The sequence below is a fragment of the Aerosakkonema funiforme FACHB-1375 genome (assembly GCF_014696265.1).
In the GTDB taxonomy this organism is placed as follows: Bacteria; Cyanobacteriota; Cyanobacteriia; order Cyanobacteriales; family Aerosakkonemataceae; genus Aerosakkonema; species Aerosakkonema funiforme_A.
In genome coordinates this window covers 20,622-37,406 of sequence record NZ_JACJPW010000083.1, presented here as the reverse complement: position 1 = coordinate 37,406, position 16,785 = coordinate 20,622, and the positions used below count along the sequence as shown (strand labels likewise).

The following is a 16,785-nucleotide window of genomic DNA, read 5'->3' as shown; positions in this document are numbered from 1 at the left end:
GGCTAGGGGTTAGGGGCTAGGGGCTAGGGGCTAGGGGCTAGGGGTTAGGGGCTAGGGCGTCGGGGAAGAAGGAATAAACGGTTTCAAGAATTAAGAACGTTCTCACTGACTTTCATTAGTTGCTCTATCTCGTAAGAAGATTCTTTAATTCTCTATTGTTAACAGTTTTGATATTCTTGGACGAACAAACCTTTGATAAGTTTGTGCAATAGGACTTACGCAAAGAAACCGGGTTTCTACGAAAAATGGTAGGTTTCACCGTGAACGATCGACGAAGAAACCCGGTTTCTAGCCCCAGCGTGCGTAAGTCCTGTGCAAGTTAGTCATCAACTATTAGGGATAAGTGAGTTTTCATTTGCGATCGCACTCCTGTACCATGCCAACCTCCCGTAATGGGGGCAGCGTATGCGGGTAATGCGCTGGCGGCTAAAGCGATATTGCGATCGGCTACAGCTAATCCCTGACTGGGATCGTAACCTCGCCAACCCGCTCCTGGCAAATATACTTCTGCCCAAGCATGAAGATCTCGTTCTTTTTGGTCTGGATCTCCTTCCTGATAACCGCTGACAAATCTAGCAGCTAAACCTACGGCGCGACAAACTTCCATAAATAAAACTGCCAAATCGCGACAGGAACCCGATTTTTGCTTCCAAGTGACGCCACCGGGAAAGGGTTCGCCGGTTTCTCTCCTCAGATATTGGCAATTCTCGTAGATCTGTTGATTTAGCTGCATCAAGAAAGTACCGATTTGATAATCCGCAGCAAAGGCAATCTCTTGAGCTAATTGGATGACGGCAGGGTCTGCATTTATTTGATATTGCGGTTGTAAATATGGCTGAAGTTGGGATAGCATTGAAGCCGGGTAGTCGATCGGCAAACTTAAAGCCCAAGGTTCTAGTAGATAAACAAAAGGATTTGTGCGATAAGTTTCAACTTCTGAGCTTACCTCGATTTTGAGATAATCAGTGCTGCCACCAAACCAAGCTTGCAAGATGGCGTTACCATCTAAATCGGTAATGTGAGAAATACCAATTGGTTCTGGGTCAATTTGTAGAGAGAAGGAATGCAGTTTCTGAGTGCCATCGCAGCGCGATCGCAACCTTAAAACGTGCGGTCGCAGAACAACCGATCGATCGTAGGTGTAGGTGATGGTGTGAAGGATTTGATAGTGCATCCCGATTTCAGGTTTGAGGTTTTTAACTAAGTCAGTTTAACTAACTGGTACTTTGCTGGACATATATTTTGTAAAGATATATGTACATTTTAAATCAATAAAGCAAAGTTAAGGCCATTATAGGTGCAATTAGAAGAGATAGTTCACAACCATGAACGCTCCCCTATATCCCCTGGAACAACCCGAAGGTCAAGTCCCTCTCAATTCCCCTTGGTATGTAGAACGCCCACCTATCGAAGCTGATTGTTATCAAACCATCATCAAACCGACTGCTCTCATTAGGATAAAAGCTCCTCGAAAAATGGGTAAAAGCTCCCTGATGAGTCGGATTCTAGCAAAAAGCGAGCAACAAGGTTATGAGACTGTTAATATTAATTTTCAGTTAGTAGAGCGAAATTTCCTAACGGATTTGGATCGGTTTTTACAGTGGTTTTGTGCCAATGTTACTGATGCTTTAGAGTTAGATGACGAAATCGATCGCTATTGGAAAGGGCCGAGAGGTAGTCAAACTTGCTGTACCAATTACGTGCAACGTCATTTGTTAGCGCAAATAGATACTCCTCTCGTATTGGGATTGGATGAAGTAGATCGGATATTCCAATATCCTGAAATTGCCGTTGATTTTTTTGGATTAATCAGAGCGTGGCACGAAAAGGGAAAGAATGAACCGAAATGGCAGAAGTTACATCTAGTAATTTCCCATTCCAAAGAAGTTTACATTCCTTTAAACATTAATCAATCTCCTTTTAATGTGGGTTTACCGATCGAACTCCCAGAGCTAGGGAAAGAACAGGTAATAGATTTAGTCCAAAAGCATGGCTTAGAATTAACTTCCGAACAAATCGATTTGTTCATGGCAATGTTTGGGGGTCATCCCTATTTAGTCAGGGTAGCACTGTATCGTTTAGCTAAACAAGAAATTGATTTAGAACATCTATTACAAATTGCTCCTACCGAAGAAGGATTTTTTTACGATCACCTGCGCCACCATTTAAGTAAACTCTTGGAAGATGAAGCATTATTAGAAGCGGCGAAAAAGGTAGTAGCTGCTGATAATCCCGTGAAAATCGCTGCAACTGAAGCATTTAAGTTACGGAGTATGGGTTTAGTTAAATTTGTTGGCAATGAAGTGATTCCTTTATGCGATTTATATCGCTTTTATTTGCGCGATCGCTTAGATACTAAAACAATAATATCTGATGCTGATGATACCACATTAGCAGCGATTGTTTTTACTGATGTAGTTAATTCTACACAGCTAATGATGGCTAACCAAACAGTTATGCGCGAATTACTTAAACGAGATTTTCGTTTGATGAAGGAAATCTGCGAGCATTACCAAGGACAGGTATTAAAAAACTTAGGTGATGGCTTGCTGATGTATTTTTCGAGTGCAGTTAAAGCAGTTAGTTGTACCATTCAAATTCAAAAAGCGATCGCAACTGAAGCGGCAACTTTACCTTCAGGACGAGTTTTAGTCCATCGGATTGGGATTCATTTAGGAGATGTGTTTTTAACTGGAGGAGATGTTTTGGGTGCGGGAGTAAATATAGCTGCCAGATTGCAAAGCCAAGCCGCACCAGGCAAAATTTGCATTTCTCAAATCGTTTATGATGCTGTCAAGGATCATCTCAATTTAAATGTAGAAGCTTTGGGAGAACGGCAATTAAAAGGAGTTCCTTACGGCATATCTCTCTATCAAATCCAACCTTAATTAGTTATGGCTAACTATCACTACCAAATTGGCGGTAGCTTACCAATTGATGCACCTAGTTACGTCACTCGCCAAGCCGATGAAGACTTGTACCAAGGATTAAAAGCCGGAGAATTTTGCTATGTTTTAAATTCCCGCCAAATGGGGAAATCTTCCCTAAAAGTGCGTGTTATGCAACGCTTAAAAGCAGAGGGAGTTAACTGTGTTGCCATTGACATTACTGCGATCGGCACCACAAATATCACTCCCGAAGAATGGTATTTTAGCATGATGGATAGCATTGTGGGCAGTTTAGATTTGTATGATGAATTCGATTTAGATAGTTGGTGGGAAGATAATAATAAGCTGTCTGATGTTCAGAAATTTAGTAAATTTATAGCGACAGTATTATTAAAATTGATTCCCGATGGAATCGTAATTTTTGTCGATGAAATCGATAGCGTTCTGGCTTTACCTTTTAAACTTGATGACTTTTTTGCTTTCATTAGAGATTGTTACAATCGGAGGGCAGATAGACTAAAATATCAACGGTTAACTTTTGCTTTAATTGGTGTGGCAACACCTTCCGATTTAATTGGCGATAAACGCAGAACGCCGTTTAATATTGGTAGAGCAATAGAATTAACTGGATTTAAGTTAAATGAGGTACAACCACTAGCAGTAGGATTAGCAGAAAAATCGAGTAATCCTCAAATTTTAATCCAAAGTATTTTAGATTGGACTGGCGGACAACCATTTTTGACTCAGAAACTTTGTTCTCTTATTTTGAAATGCGAAGAACCGATTCCTGCAGGAGAAGAGAATGAGTGGTTAGCGCGTTTAGTGCAGAAACGAATCGTGGAAAACTGGGAATCAAATGATGAACCGGAACATTTAAGAACGATTCGAGATAGACTATTAATTAATCAACATAAAGCCAGTAGATTGCTGGGATTATACCAACGAATTTTACAGCAAAATTTACAAGCCGAACGAAATCAAGACGAAGCGGAATTACGCTTGTCGGGATTAGTAGTTAAACAAGATAATAGATTAAAAGTTTACAATCGCATATATGCGGCTGTTTTTAATGGTCATTGGTTAGAGCAAGAATTAGCCAAATTACGACCTTATGCCGAATCATTTAATGCTTGGGTAGCTTCTCATCATCAAGATGAGTCGCGATTATTAAGAGGACAAGCGTTACGAGATGCTTTAAATTGGGCAAATAACAAAAATTTATCTTCTGAAGATTATCGATTTTTAGAAGCTAGCCATAGATTAGAATATCAGGAAACAGAAAGAGAGTTAGAAGCACAGAGAAAAGCCAATCAAATTTTAGCGGAAGCGCACCAAAAAGCGGAATTAGCACTAGCTGTAGCGGATGTGCGGTTAGCGGTTGCCGCCGCCCAAGAAAGATTTCTTCAAAGACAACCATTTCAGTCATTAATTGAAAGCTTGAAAGCAGCACAAAACCTGAAAAAAATAAATCGCTCACTGTGGGATCGAGATAGTATACAAGGGTTAGTTTTTACTGTTCTCGATCGAGCTATACATCAGATTCAAGAATATAACACGCTCAACGGTCATAGCGATCGGGTAATTGGAGTTAGTTTTAGCCCGGATGGAGAATTGATTGCTTCCGCGAGTTGGGACAAAACGGTGAAGTTATGGAAACGGGATGGCACGCTTTGGAAAACTCTCAATGGTCATAGCGATGAGGTATATGGAGTCAGTTTTAGCCCCGATGGAGAATTAATTGCTTCTGGGAGTTGGGACAAAACAGTGAAGTTGTGGAAACGCGATGGCACTCCGGTCACAACTCTTAATGGTCATAGCGATGGAATAGAGGCAGTCAGTTTTAGCCCCGATGGAGAATTAATTGCTTCTGGGAGTTGGGACAAAACAGTAAAGTTATGGAAACGGGATGGCACGCTTTGGAAAACTCTTGATGGCCATACCGATGGGGTAATGGGAGTTAGTTTTAGCCCCGATGGAGAATGGATTGCTTCTGGGAGTCGAGACAAAACAGTAAAGTTATGGAAACGGGATGGCACGCTTTGGAAAACTCTTGATGGCCATACCGATGGGGTAATGGGAGTTAGTTTTAGCCCCAATGGAGAATGGATTGCTTCTGGGAGTAGAGACAAAACAGTAAAGTTGTGGAAACGGGATGGCATTCTAGTAACAACTCTCAATGGTCATAGCAATGAGGTATGGGCAGTCAGTTTTAGCCGGAATGAAGAATTGATTGCTTCTGGGAGTTTGGACAAAACAGTAAAGTTGTGGAAACGGGGTGGCACTCTGGTAACAACTCTCAACGGTCATAGTGGTGGGGTAGGAGGAGTTAGTTTTAGCCCGGACGGAGAATTGATTGCTTCTGGGAGTGTGGACAAAACAGTAAAGTTGTGGAAACGAGATGGCACACTTTGGAAAACTTTCAATGGTCATAGTGATGGAGTAATAGGAGTCAGTTTTAGCCCAGACGGAGAATTGATTGCTTCTGGGAGTGTGGACAAAACAGCGAAGTTGTGGAAACGGGATGGCACTCTAGTAAAAACTCTCAGTGGTCATAGCAGTGAGGTATGGGCAGTCAGTTTTAGCCCCGATGGAGAATTGATTGCTTCTGGGAGTGCAGACAAAACAGTAAAGTTATGGAAACGGGATGGCACGCTTTGGAAAACTCTTAATGGTCATAGCAATGCAGTAACAGGAGTTAGTTTTAGCCCGGACGGAGAATTGATTGCTTCTGGGAGTTGGGATAAAACAGTGAAATTGTGGCAACGGGATGGCACGCTTTGGAAAACTCTTAATGGTCATACCGAGAGAGTATATGGAGTCAGTTTTAGCCCGAATGGAGAATTGATTGCTTCTGGGAGTAGGGACAAAACAGTGAAGTTGTGGAAACGAGATGGTACTCTTTGGAAAACTTTTAATGGTCACAGCGATACAGTATATGGAGTCAGTTTTAGCCAGGACGGAGAATGGATTGCTTCTGCGAGTGTGGACAAAACAGTGAAGTTGTGGCATCTCAACATAGATATAGATGATTTAGTTGCTCTTGGCTGTCATTGGCTAAAAGATTATTTCATTACTCACCCGGAAATTAAACAAGAATTATCCATTTGTCAGGATCGAGAGGTCTTGCAATCAACTCCTTTACTTCTTTTCACACAAGCACAAGAATTAGCTAAAAATGGCTCGGTTAGTGAATCATTGGCTTTATTCCTAGAAGCTAGTAAACTCGATGCTAATTTGCAATTTAGTTCGGAAGAAGATATTTATAAGCCAGTAGCTTCTTATTGGTTGGAGCAAGGTCGTTATTATATTTCTATAGAAGATTTTCAAAGGGTAAATGTACTGGTTAGCAGAGCGATGAAACTCGATCGCACTTTAAAAATAAACCCTCTAGAGGCAGAGATTAAAAATAAGTTAGTAGGATATTTTCTGAAAGACAAGGAAATTATCAAAGCAATTCAAACCTATCAAGAACTTATTAAACTCGATCTCGAAGTTGATATTTCCGCACGTGACTTGAATGAATTGTGCTGGTATGGCAGCATATACGGATATGCTAAAGATGCTCTAACTGCTGGTGAAAATGCCGTAAAACTTGCCCCTAATGATGGCAATATTCGAGATAGTCGAGGATTAGCAAGAGCTTTAAATGGAGATACAAAGGGAGCAATAGAAGATTTTCAAGCATTTATTGAATACAGTAATGATGAGGAAAAAAAAGCACAAAGAAAAACTTGGATAGAGGCTCTAGATTCGGGTAAAAATCCATTTACACCAGACGAGTTAAAGCGGTTGCAATAACTAAGTCAGACAGTTAATATCTGTAAATTAATAAACCGATGATACATAAAACTGTAAAGACGATCGCACCAATTTTCAATCCCTGCCAAACAAGCGGCATTGGGACAGGAATTGCACCAAGTTGCCGCAACATACCCATTAAATCGGCTTCTCCCCAGTGTTCCGCGATTTTGTCATTTTCAATGCGATCTACGTGGATGAACGACACTGTAACTCGCTTATTTGTGGGAGGCAAACCTTGCAATTTTCCTTGATGTGTGCCAGCAAAACTCCCACGGGTGACAACTTTATCGTCATCGACAATGACATCTTCAAAACTGTGCCGAATATCCGGAAAAGCAGAGCGAAACATCAGGCCAAATTCTTTAAAAGTTTCGCGGTTTAGCGGTTCGGGAGAGCCGGGTATGTGTGCGACATAATGAGGAGCGAGCATATCCTCTATCTTATCTAAATTACCATTGTCGAACTCTTCATAATATTGAAGGACAATGGCTTTTTTCTGTTCGTCAGACATAGGATATTCCTGATATAGCAACAGTCAAGGCGGTTAAGCCATTCTTAATTCTTGAAACCGTTTATTCCTTCTTCCCCTAGCCCCTAGCCCCTAGCCCCTAACCCCTAGCCCCTAACCCCTAGTCCCTATCCCCGACGCCCTAGCCCCTAGCTATATAGCGGCAGTTAACTGACTGGTTTCAAGGCAAAGAAAGTTTCAAAAACATTGTTGCCAACATTGTATATTTGTTTCTGCAAGTGAGTCAAACATTCATGCAATCCAGTTTGAATAATTTCCTCAATGGTCAAATAATCTAATTCCGAACGCAATCGACCTAAAGAACGTTCGGCGGGATTACTCCAAGTGTTTGGGGGAGAAGCGGTGATTTGATGGAGAGAGCGTTCTGCTTGCATGAGGCAAAATCGGATCGATCGCGGAAACTCCCGATCCAAAATTAAAAATTCCGCCACACTCGTTGGGGTAATGCGATGTTGGCGTTTGCGATACATTTCATAAGCACTAACCGATCGCAATAAAGTCATCCACTGCAATTCATCTAGCGTACTGCCTACATCTTTCACCGAAGGTAACAGCAAAAAATACTTCACATCTAAAATTCGAGCCGTTTTATCTGCCCGTTCCAGAAAACGTCCCATTTGACCGAAGTGCCACCCTTCATTATGAGTCATCGTGGCATCCATCACACCAGCAAATAGGTGACTTGACAGTTTGACTTCGGTAAAAAATTCTTGCGCTTCAAAAGGTGTTTGTTTTTCCGCTGCATCTCTCACCATAAAATAGAAACTATTCATGTGTTCCCACATTTCTGAGGAAATGATTTCGCGGATCGATCGAGCATTTTCTCTAGCTGCTTGCAAACAGGACAAAATAGAGTTGGAATAATCGCGATCGAATGTGAGAAACTGTATTACATTTTCAGCAGTAGCTTCTCCGTAACGTTCTTGAAATAGCGATAAGTCACCTGTAGTCAGCACCACAGGTTCCCATTGTTGGGCGACACCCGCATGAGAATCGAGAATCAGATTGAAATTGGCATTGATAAAGCGGGCGATATTTTCTACCCGTTCGACGTAACGATTTAGCCAGTAGATTGAATCAGCGACGCGACTTAGCATTTTAGGGGTTAGGGGCTAGGGGTTAGGGGCTAGGGGAAGAGAGGGGTTAGGGGTTAGGGGTTAGGGGTTAGGGGAAGAGAGGGGTTAGGGGTTAGGGGTTAGGGGCTAGGGGAAGAGGGAAGAGGGGAACGGGGAAAGGGAAGAGGGGTTAGTCTTCTGTTTTCGGTTTCTTCTCCTTCTTTAGTTTATTTTGCAAAGACTTTTCTAGCCCGCCAAGCATTTTACCCAATTCTTCCATCTTCTGAAAAATTGTTTCAATATTGGCCTTGTTTTCAATGTAAGGCCGCCATGTTGCTATGATTAGCTGAGTTTCTAATTCGGCAAGCGAACCTTGTGCGATGGAGATGTGATGCAAGAATTCCTTAGTAGAGTTTCTCGCGTGTCCTTCAGCAATGTTAGAAGGAATCGATACAGCTGCGCGTTGCATTTGACTGCTTAAACCGTATATCTCGTGCTTTGGAAAGCTGTCGGTTAGCTGGTAAATCTGGTCTGCTATTTCCATCCCAACTTGCCAAACCTTAAGATCTCGATAGCTGCTTACGCTCATAGTAGTACACCTGAAGTTAAACTCAAAACCTAAATTTAACCCACTTGTTCCCCTATCCCCTAACTCCTAACCCCTAATCCCTTCCTCTCTCTTCCCCTATCCCCTAACTCCTAACCCCTAACCCCTAACCCCTCTCTTCCCCAGGCCCCTAACCCCTAACCCCTAACCCCTCTCTTCCCCAGGCCCCTAGCCCCTAACCCCTAACCCCTAGCTGGCGAGTACCCACGTATCTTTGCTACCGCCACCTTGGGAGGAATTTACTACTAAAGAACCTTTTTTGAGGGCGACACGAGTTAAACCGCCTGGGTGTACGTAGATATCTTTGCCGTAGAGAATGTAAGGACGCAAATCCACATGACATCCTTCAAAACTATCGTCTAGTATTGTGGGAACTCGCGATAGGCAAAGGGTAGGTTGGGCAATATAATTGCGCGGATTGGCTTGAATTAATTGGGCAAATTCTTGTCGTTTTTCCGGTGTGGCGTGGGGGCCAACTAACATACCGTAGCCACCGGATTCGTTGGCGCATTTTACCACGAGTTTGTCTAAATTGGCAAGAACATAGTTTAATTGCTTTTCTTCCCAGCACAGGTAAGTGGGAACGTTTTGCAAAATGGCATCTTCGCCAAGGTAGTAGCGAATCATTTGGGGAACGTAGGCGTAGATGACTTTATCGTCGGCGACTCCCGTTCCCAAGGCGTTGGCGATCGCCACCCGACGATTGCGGTAAACTTCAGTTAAACCGGGTACGCCCAACATCGAATCGGAGCGAAATACCTGCGGGTCGATAAAGTCGTCATCGATGCGACGATAGATAGCATCAACTCGTTGCAATCCTTTGGTGGTACGCATTTGCAGGTAGCCATCCGCCACTACCAAATCTCTACCTTCCACCAGTTCGACACCCATTTGCTGGGCGAGAAAAGAATGCTCGAAGTAGGCAGAATTATAGATGCCAGGGGTAAGAACTACTACAGTCGGGTCTGTTAAATTGGTAGGTGCTAGATTGAGCAGAGTGTCGAGCAAATGGCTGGGGTAGTCGTCCACGGGTCGAATTGCCATTGTCTCGAATAATTTGGGGAAGGACGACTTCATCACCCGGCGATTCTCCAAAACGTAGGAGATACCGGAAGGACAGCGGAGATTATCTTCCAAAACGTACCACTGACCGTCTTTTTCTCGCACTAAATCCGTACCGGTGATATGACACCAAATTCCTCCGGGTGGTTTTAATCCGATGCAAGGTTGCAAAAATCCTTTGGCGGAAGCAATTAATTCCGCAGGAATAACGCCGTCCTTGATAATTTTTTGAGCGTCGTAGATATCTGCAATAAAGCAATTCAGGGCGTAGATACGCTGTTTGAGTCCTTTTTCCAGTACCTCCCATTCTTCCGCCGAAACAATGCGGGGAATGACATCAAAAGGAAAGATGCGTTCCGTACCCCGATTATCGCCGTAGACGTTGAAAGTCGCTCCCAGCTTGAAGAGGGCTTTCTGGGCGACTTGCTGGCGGCGCTGGAGTTCTTTTGGCGGTAGAGAATTAATCCTTTCGATTAAAAGGGTCGCCTCTGAGCGGGGTTGCTCTTTGGCGATAAAGAGTTCATCATAGAAGTCTCCCGGTTCGTAAGTATCAAATCGCATATTGGGTATTGGTTATAAGTGAAAAGGCGATTGGCGATCGAATTTTTTGCTATGCCGATTTATGAGGCTGACTGCTGAGCGATGACGAGTTACAGATGAATGGCGATCGCTCATAATTCAGCCTAAAGTGTGATGCGTCCGCTGTAAATAGGGGAATGGGGGAGTGGGGGAGTCAAAAGTTAAGTAAACTGTAGGTTGGGTTGAGGTAACGAAACCCAAAATATATATAAATTTATGATTTGTAACTCGACTGCATCATGACACTGACGCAAGTTTGGGGTGTACTGCTGATTTTGATTATCTGTCCGCTGTTGGGGGGACTGCCTTTGACAGGATGGATAGTCTACGCACTGAAGCGGCGAAAGCTGCGAGAAATTGGCACTGGCAATATCGGCGTGCAAGCAGCATTTTACCACGGGGGGACTCTGGCGGGTATTCTAGCTGTGCTGTCGGAAGCGGGAAAAGGTATCGCGGCTGTAATGATGGCGCGTGCTTTCTTTCAGCCAGGGGACTCGGTGTGGGAAATGCTGACGCGAGGACTATTTCACCCGGAAACAGTCATATCGCCATCGGCGACGTGGGAATTAATCGCTTTGGTGGCTTTGGTCATGGGGCGATACTGGATGGGGAAAGGTGCCGGTACAACTAATGTAGTGTGGGGTTTTGTTTTCCACGATGTCCGGGTGGCGGGATTGGTGTTTTTGATTGGGGGAATCAGCTTTACAATTTTGCGGGAACGCAGTGCGGGAAGGATAGCAGTGTTGATTCTGTTTCCGCTGATGTTGGCATTATTGCATCCCCACGAGTACGATCGCATCTTTGTCGCGATATCTTTGGCGATGTTAATCGGCTGGATATATAAAAAGATACCCGACGATCTCGATCTGCGCCCAGAAGCAGGACAGGCGGATTCTGAAAAAATGTTTCGCTTTTTTCGCGGCGACAAAGCTATGATTTCTCTCGACCAACAGCTCGATACGTCTAAAGTCGGACAAAAAGCTGCCACTCTATCTCAATTAAAACGCTGGGGCTACTCGGTGCCGGATGGATGGGTATTACCGCCGGGAGATGACTCCGCACCTTTGATAGAATCTTTGCAACCTTCTCCCACATCGCCTTTGGTGGTGCGTTCTTCTGCGATTGGGGAAGATTCCGAACTTGCTTCTGCGGCTGGACAGTATGAAACTATATTAAATGTTACCAGTCGAGAAGCTTTGCAACAGGCAATTCTGCGCTGTCAAGCTTCTTACAATTTACCGAGTGCGGTTGATTATCGCCAACAGCGATATCTCCCAGAAGCGAGTATGGCGGTGGTAATTCAAAAACAAGTTTCTGGTGCGTTTTCTGGAGTTGCGTTCAGCCGCGATCCTATTTTAGGACATGGGGATGCGGTGGCGATCGAAGCTTTACCCGGAGCTGCTTCGCGAGTAGTTTCCGGTAAAGTCACGCCAGAACAATATCGCGTTATTGTCAAAGAGCGAGAAAATCTCCCACTTCCCTCCTCTCCCACTCAAAACGCAGAAGTAGTTGTGGAAGGCGAAGGAGATGTTCCCCAAAAGTTAATTCGACAAGTGGCTATTCTGGCGCGAGAATTGGAAAATCGCTATCACGGTATCCCGCAAGATATCGAGTGGAGTTACGATGGCGAAATATTGTGGATTTTGCAATCGCGTCCCATTACTAATTTATCTCCTATTTGGACGCGCAAAATTGCCGCCGAAGTGATTCCAGGATTGATTCGCCCCCTCACTTGGTCGATTAACCGTCCTCTCACTTGTGGCGTTTGGGGAGAAATTTTTACCTTAGTTTTAGATAAACGGGCGCGTGGTTTGGATTTCAACGAAACGGCAACTTTGCATTACTCTCGCGCTTATTTTAATGCTACTTTGTTAGGACAAATTTTTCGCCGAATGGGATTACCTGCCGAAAGTTTGGAATTTTTAACTAGAGGTGCTAAATTTAGCAAACCACCTTGGCGTTCCACTTGGCAAAATGTGCCGGGATTACTCCGCCTGTTGGGTCGCGAATTGCGTTTGGAAAAAGATTTTCAACGAGATTATCGGCGATATTTTGCACCTGCTTTAGCCGAATTGAGCCAAAGTCGGCCAAAAATAGGACGACCGGCAACTCTCCCTCACTTCTCCCCGCAAGCAATCCTAGAAACGATCGACTTCATCCTCGATTTACTCAAGCGTGCTACATTTTACAGTATTTTGGCACCTTTGAGTTTGGCATTGCGGCAGGCAATACTAAAGGTTAAAGATGCCGAATTGGATGCCGGTCAGACGCCGGAAGTTGCGAGTTTGCGAAGACTCCGGGAACTTGCGAATGCAGCTCGTCATCTGCTATCCCAATCCCAATTAAACAATGTGGAAAGCGATCGAGATTTTGCGCCTACCCTGTTTGCCAGATTAGCGGAAATTCCGGATGGTGACTCAATTTTAAAACAATTTGACGAATTTTTAGACAAATACGGCTATCTCAGCGATGTAGGCACCGATATTGCCGTTCCCACTTGGAAAGAAGACCCCAGTCCAGTTCGGGAATTGTTTGCACAGTTTGTTTTTAATCCTCCTTCCGATTCCCAACAACATTCTTCTACTCAAAAATCGCAACGCAAAACACAAAGTTCTCTACAGCGTCGTTTAGATCTCAAAGGTAGGGTGACGGAAGTTTACAGCCAGTTGCTGGCAGAACTGCGCTGGAACTTTATCGCGCTAGAACAAATCTGCTTAGATGCAGGTGTGCTTAAGCAAGCTGGTGACATTTTTTTCCTGGAATTATCCGAAATTCGCCGCTTTATCGCTGAAGAAGATCGAACAATCGCCGAGGAATTGGCGCAGTTGGTACAAAAGAGGCGATCGCAACTCGAACAAGACCGACAATTGGAAACAGTACCGCCAGTGGTGTACGGCAATGCACCCCCAGCTGCTATGCTCAGAATTGGCGTCAGCGAACCCAGCCAACAACTGCAAGGAATAGCCGCCAGTCCCGGACAAGTCGAGGGTCGGGTGAAAGTGTTGCGAAATTTGCAAGCCCTTGGCGAAGTTGACAAAAATACCATCCTCGTGGTAGAATACACAGATTCTGGCTGGGCTCCCCTGTTAGCGCGTGCGGGTGGATTGATAGCAGAAGTGGGTGGGCGTTTATCGCACGGTGCGATCGTTGCTCGCGAGTATAACATTCCCGCAGTCATGGATATCCACAATGCCACTCGTCTATTGCGAAACGGACAGCGAGTGCGAATCGATGGAACTAGAGGAACAGTCGAAATACTTGAATAACCAAATCCTGTAGGGGCTTTCGCATTCGGGCGACAGTCGATCGCAGCCAACGGAAATATAACAATCTGAATGCTTCACCCGCCCCCACAGATAACTTATATGTACAACCTTTCCAAAAGGCAGGGCGAAGCATTTGGATACAAGTATGATTAGAGGAGTTTCTATTATACCAAAAAAACGGGAATTTGATACGATTTGTTGGTGACAATCAATTTGCGAACTATCAGTTGTGGGGGTTTGGGGGAGCTATAGAACCCCATCCTCAACGGAACGAAGTGGAGTAGGGTGGGGATACATGGACTCCCCCAAGTAAAAAGCAGGTATTCAATATGCCTGCTTTTTACAATCTCCGTATCCTATGCTAAAATATATGGCATAGGAATTAAGTAAACCATGCTAGTATTCGAGGCAAAATTACGAGGAACAAACGAGCAGTACGCCATTTTAGACGAGATGATTCGTACTGCTCGTTTTGTGCGGAATTCCTGTCTTCGGTACTGGATGGATAACAAAGGGGTCAATAAGTATGACCTCAACAAATATTGCAAGGTACTCAGAGAACAATTTGAATGGTGCAAGAAACTCTCGGCTCAAGCTTGTCAGGCTAGTGCAGAAAGGGCGTGGAGTGCCATTGCTAGATTCTTTGATAATTGCAAAAAGCAAGTTCCAGGCAAGAAAAGCTTTCCTAAGTTCAAAAAACATCAAACCCACGGATCTGTTGAATACAAGGTTGATGGATGGGTATTATCGGACGATCGATTAACCATTACATTTAGGGATGGCTTTAAAGCTGGAACCTTTAGAATGTGGGGTAGTCGTGATTTGCATTTTTATCAAAAAGAGCAAATAAAGCGAGTTCGTGTAGTTCGTCGGGCTGATGGATATTACGTCCAGTTTTCCATCGACCAAGAACGAATTGAGCCGCGTGTTGCCACAAACAAAATGCTGGGCATAGATGTTGGTTTAAACCATTTCTACACTGACTCAGAAGGCAATAAAGTAGAGAACCCTCGGTTTTTAAGGAAATCTGAAAAGGCATTAAAACGGGCTTCATCGCGTGTTTCTCGTAGGGCTAAGGGTGACAAGAATCGTCTCAAAGCCATTAAGAAGTTAGGTAGAGTGCATCTCAAGGTACAACGGCGGCGTAAAGACTTTGCGGTTAAGACTGCAAGGGCGCTTGTCCAGTCTAGCGACTTGGTAGCCATTGAAGACCTAAAAGTGCGGAACATGGTTAAAAACCATCATCTAGCCAAATCCATAAGTGATGCAGCATGGACATTGTTTAGAGAATGGTTAGAGTATTTTGGGAAAGTGTTTGATGTGCCAGTAATTGCTGTTGCACCTCATTACACTACCCAAAATTGCTCGAACTGTGGGCATGAGGTTAAGAAAGCTTTATCGACTCGTACCCATAAATGCTCACACTGCGGTTACTTAGATGACCGTGACACTAACGCTGCTAAAAACATTTTGATAAAAGCGTTAATAGGTCTTGCACAACTACCGTCGGGCAGACGGAAAGTGACGCCTGGGGATGAGATGATCCGCTGCGAGGATGGGGAAACCCAGACTGGTAAGGTTGCTCGTAGAACCAGGAAATCCCTTCAGTGATGAAGGGAATCCCCGCCCTCAACTCAGTAGGGCGGGGAGGATGTCAATTGTAGGAAAAGTGGAATCAAGCTGGCGATGCGCGGATATAAAACTTGGAAACGTTGGGGAATTTTTGCGCTGTTGGGGTTGTTGCTAAGCTGGGCAGTTAGTTGCAGCAGTGGCAATGTGGTAAGTAGGCAAACTACAACTGGCGATCGCCAAGAGGTTGAGTTCTGGACGATGCAGTTGCAGCCTCAATTTACAGATTACTTCAATCAGTTGATTGCTAGTTTTGAGGCGAAAAATCCAGGTGTGAAGGTGCGTTGGGTAGATGTACCTTGGTCGGCGATGGAGAGTAAAATTCTGACGGCGGTTTCGGCGAAGACTGCTCCGGATGTGGTAAACTTGAATCCAGATTTTGCTTCTCAGTTGGCTGCTCGCAATGCTTGGCTGGATTTGGATAGTAAGATTTCCACTCAGGAACGGCAAGTTTATTTACCGAATATTTGGAAGGCTAGTACGTTCGACGGGAAGAGTTTTGGTATTCCTTGGTATTTGGCGACAGATATTACTATTTACAATCAAGATTTGTTTAAGCAAGCTGGTATTACCAAGCCGCCGATTACTTACGAAGAGTTGGCAAATCTAGCTAAACAGGTGAAGGATAAGACTGGTAAGTATGCGTTTTTTGTAACGTTTGTACCGGGAGATTCGGCGGAGGTGCTGGAATCTTTTGTGCAGATGGGTGTACAGCTGGTGGATGCAGAAGGTAAGGCGGCGTTTAATACTCCGGAAGGTAAGGCGGCGTTTCAATATTGGGTAGATTTATATAAAAATGGTTTGTTACCGAAAGAAGCTTTGACGCAAGGACACAGGCGTGCGATCGAACTTTACCAAGCTGGGGAAACGGCTTTGCTGCGATCGGGTGCCCAATTTTTGAGTACGATCGCCAAAAATGCGCCTGCGATCGCCAAAGTTTCTGTTCCTGCACCCCAAATTACTGGAAAAACTGGTAAAAAAAGCGTGGCGGTAATGAATTTGACGATTCCTCGCGATACAGATCTACCTGATGCGGCGCTGAAGTTCGCTTTGTTTGTGACTGATGATGAAAATCAGTTGGCTTTTGCTAAAGCTGCTAATACTTTGCCTTCGACGGTGAAGGCGCTGCAAGATAATTATTTCAAAACTGTTCCGCCTAATGCTACGTCTGCGGATAAGGCGCGTGTTGTCAGCGCCAATCAAATGAAACAGGCGGAAGTTTTGCTGCCGACGATGAAGAATGTAAATGTGCTGCAACGGTTAATTTACGATAATTTGCAGGCGGCGATGTTGGGTGAGAAGTCGGTGGAACAAGCTGTGGCGGATGCGGCGAAGGAGTGGAACGATCGATAAGTGCTAAGCATTTAAT

Annotated in this window: 10 protein-coding genes; 5 read left to right on the top strand and 5 right to left on the bottom strand. The window is 44.3% G+C overall.

Annotation, left to right across the window (positions count from 1 at the left end; translation table 11 throughout):
* Nucleotides 1-319: 319 nt before the first annotated feature.
* Complete coding sequence (locus H6G03_RS26140) at nucleotides 320-1,174, bottom strand: transglutaminase family protein (RefSeq protein ID WP_190470865.1); 855 nt, start codon at nucleotides 1,172-1,174, stop codon at nucleotides 320-322.
* 151 nt (nucleotides 1,175-1,325) lie between these two features.
* Here H6G03_RS26140 and H6G03_RS26135 point away from each other — a divergent pair, with 151 nt between their 5' ends.
* Nucleotides 1,326-2,888, top strand: coding sequence for an AAA-like domain-containing protein (locus tag H6G03_RS26135; RefSeq protein WP_190470862.1), 1,563 nt, complete (start codon nucleotides 1,326-1,328; stop codon nucleotides 2,886-2,888).
* 6 nt (nucleotides 2,889-2,894) lie between these two features.
* On the top strand, nucleotides 2,895-6,686 hold the full coding sequence (locus H6G03_RS26130; protein ID WP_190470859.1) for an AAA-like domain-containing protein: 3,792 nt from the start codon (nucleotides 2,895-2,897) through the stop codon (nucleotides 6,684-6,686).
* A gap of 13 nt (nucleotides 6,687-6,699) precedes the next feature.
* Here H6G03_RS26130 and H6G03_RS26125 read toward each other — a convergent pair whose 3' ends face one another.
* The 4 genes from H6G03_RS26125 to H6G03_RS26110 form a co-directional block, all read right to left on the bottom strand.
* On the bottom strand, nucleotides 6,700-7,200 hold the full coding sequence (locus H6G03_RS26125) for an ester cyclase (RefSeq protein WP_190470856.1): 501 nt from the start codon (nucleotides 7,198-7,200) through the stop codon (nucleotides 6,700-6,702).
* Nucleotides 7,201-7,364: 164 nt separating this feature from the next.
* Complete coding sequence (locus tag H6G03_RS26120; RefSeq protein WP_190470853.1) at nucleotides 7,365-8,315, bottom strand: alpha-E domain-containing protein; 951 nt, start codon at nucleotides 8,313-8,315, stop codon at nucleotides 7,365-7,367.
* Between the two features lie 148 nt (nucleotides 8,316-8,463).
* Entirely contained in the window at nucleotides 8,464-8,862 is a 399-nt protein-coding gene (locus H6G03_RS26115; RefSeq protein WP_190470850.1) for a four helix bundle protein, read from the bottom strand.
* Nucleotides 8,863-9,069: 207 nt separating this feature from the next.
* Nucleotides 9,070-10,503: a circularly permuted type 2 ATP-grasp protein gene (locus H6G03_RS26110; RefSeq protein ID WP_190470846.1), complete on the bottom strand. Its 1,434-nt coding sequence runs from the start codon at nucleotides 10,501-10,503 to the stop codon at nucleotides 9,070-9,072.
* Between the two features lie 257 nt (nucleotides 10,504-10,760).
* On the opposite strand from H6G03_RS26110, the gene H6G03_RS26105 reads away from it, so the two are divergent.
* From H6G03_RS26105 to H6G03_RS26095, 3 genes are all read left to right on the top strand, one after another.
* Nucleotides 10,761-13,787: a glycerol-3-phosphate acyltransferase gene (locus tag H6G03_RS26105; RefSeq protein WP_190470843.1), complete on the top strand. Its 3,027-nt coding sequence runs from the start codon at nucleotides 10,761-10,763 to the stop codon at nucleotides 13,785-13,787.
* A gap of 393 nt (nucleotides 13,788-14,180) precedes the next feature.
* The gene (locus H6G03_RS26100; protein WP_190470839.1) at nucleotides 14,181-15,398 is read left to right on the top strand and encodes an RNA-guided endonuclease InsQ/TnpB family protein; all 1,218 of its coding nucleotides are present in this window, start codon (nucleotides 14,181-14,183) and stop codon (nucleotides 15,396-15,398) included.
* A 75-nt stretch (nucleotides 15,399-15,473) separates the two neighbouring features.
* On the top strand, nucleotides 15,474-16,769 hold the full coding sequence (locus H6G03_RS26095; protein WP_190470838.1) for an ABC transporter substrate-binding protein: 1,296 nt from the start codon (nucleotides 15,474-15,476) through the stop codon (nucleotides 16,767-16,769).
* The last annotated feature ends 16 nt before the right edge of the window (nucleotides 16,770-16,785 follow it).

What these genes read in the sequence shown, in the direction of transcription:
- H6G03_RS26140 (WP_190470865.1), bottom strand. Translation starts at nt 1,174, where the DNA reads ATGCACTATCAAATCCTTCACACCATCACCTACACCTACGATCGATCG.
- H6G03_RS26135 (WP_190470862.1), top strand. Translation starts at nt 1,326, where the DNA reads ATGAACGCTCCCCTATATCCCCTGGAACAACCCGAAGGTCAAGTCCCT.
- H6G03_RS26130 (WP_190470859.1), top strand. Translation starts at nt 2,895, where the DNA reads ATGGCTAACTATCACTACCAAATTGGCGGTAGCTTACCAATTGATGCA.
- H6G03_RS26125 (WP_190470856.1), bottom strand. Translation starts at nt 7,200, where the DNA reads ATGTCTGACGAACAGAAAAAAGCCATTGTCCTTCAATATTATGAAGAG.
- H6G03_RS26120 (WP_190470853.1), bottom strand. Translation starts at nt 8,315, where the DNA reads ATGCTAAGTCGCGTCGCTGATTCAATCTACTGGCTAAATCGTTACGTC.
- H6G03_RS26115 (WP_190470850.1), bottom strand. Translation starts at nt 8,862, where the DNA reads ATGAGCGTAAGCAGCTATCGAGATCTTAAGGTTTGGCAAGTTGGGATG.
- H6G03_RS26110 (WP_190470846.1), bottom strand. Translation starts at nt 10,503, where the DNA reads ATGCGATTTGATACTTACGAACCGGGAGACTTCTATGATGAACTCTTT.
- H6G03_RS26105 (WP_190470843.1), top strand. Translation starts at nt 10,761, where the DNA reads ATGACACTGACGCAAGTTTGGGGTGTACTGCTGATTTTGATTATCTGT.
- H6G03_RS26100 (WP_190470839.1), top strand. Translation starts at nt 14,181, where the DNA reads ATGCTAGTATTCGAGGCAAAATTACGAGGAACAAACGAGCAGTACGCC.
- H6G03_RS26095 (WP_190470838.1), top strand. Translation starts at nt 15,474, where the DNA reads ATGCGCGGATATAAAACTTGGAAACGTTGGGGAATTTTTGCGCTGTTG.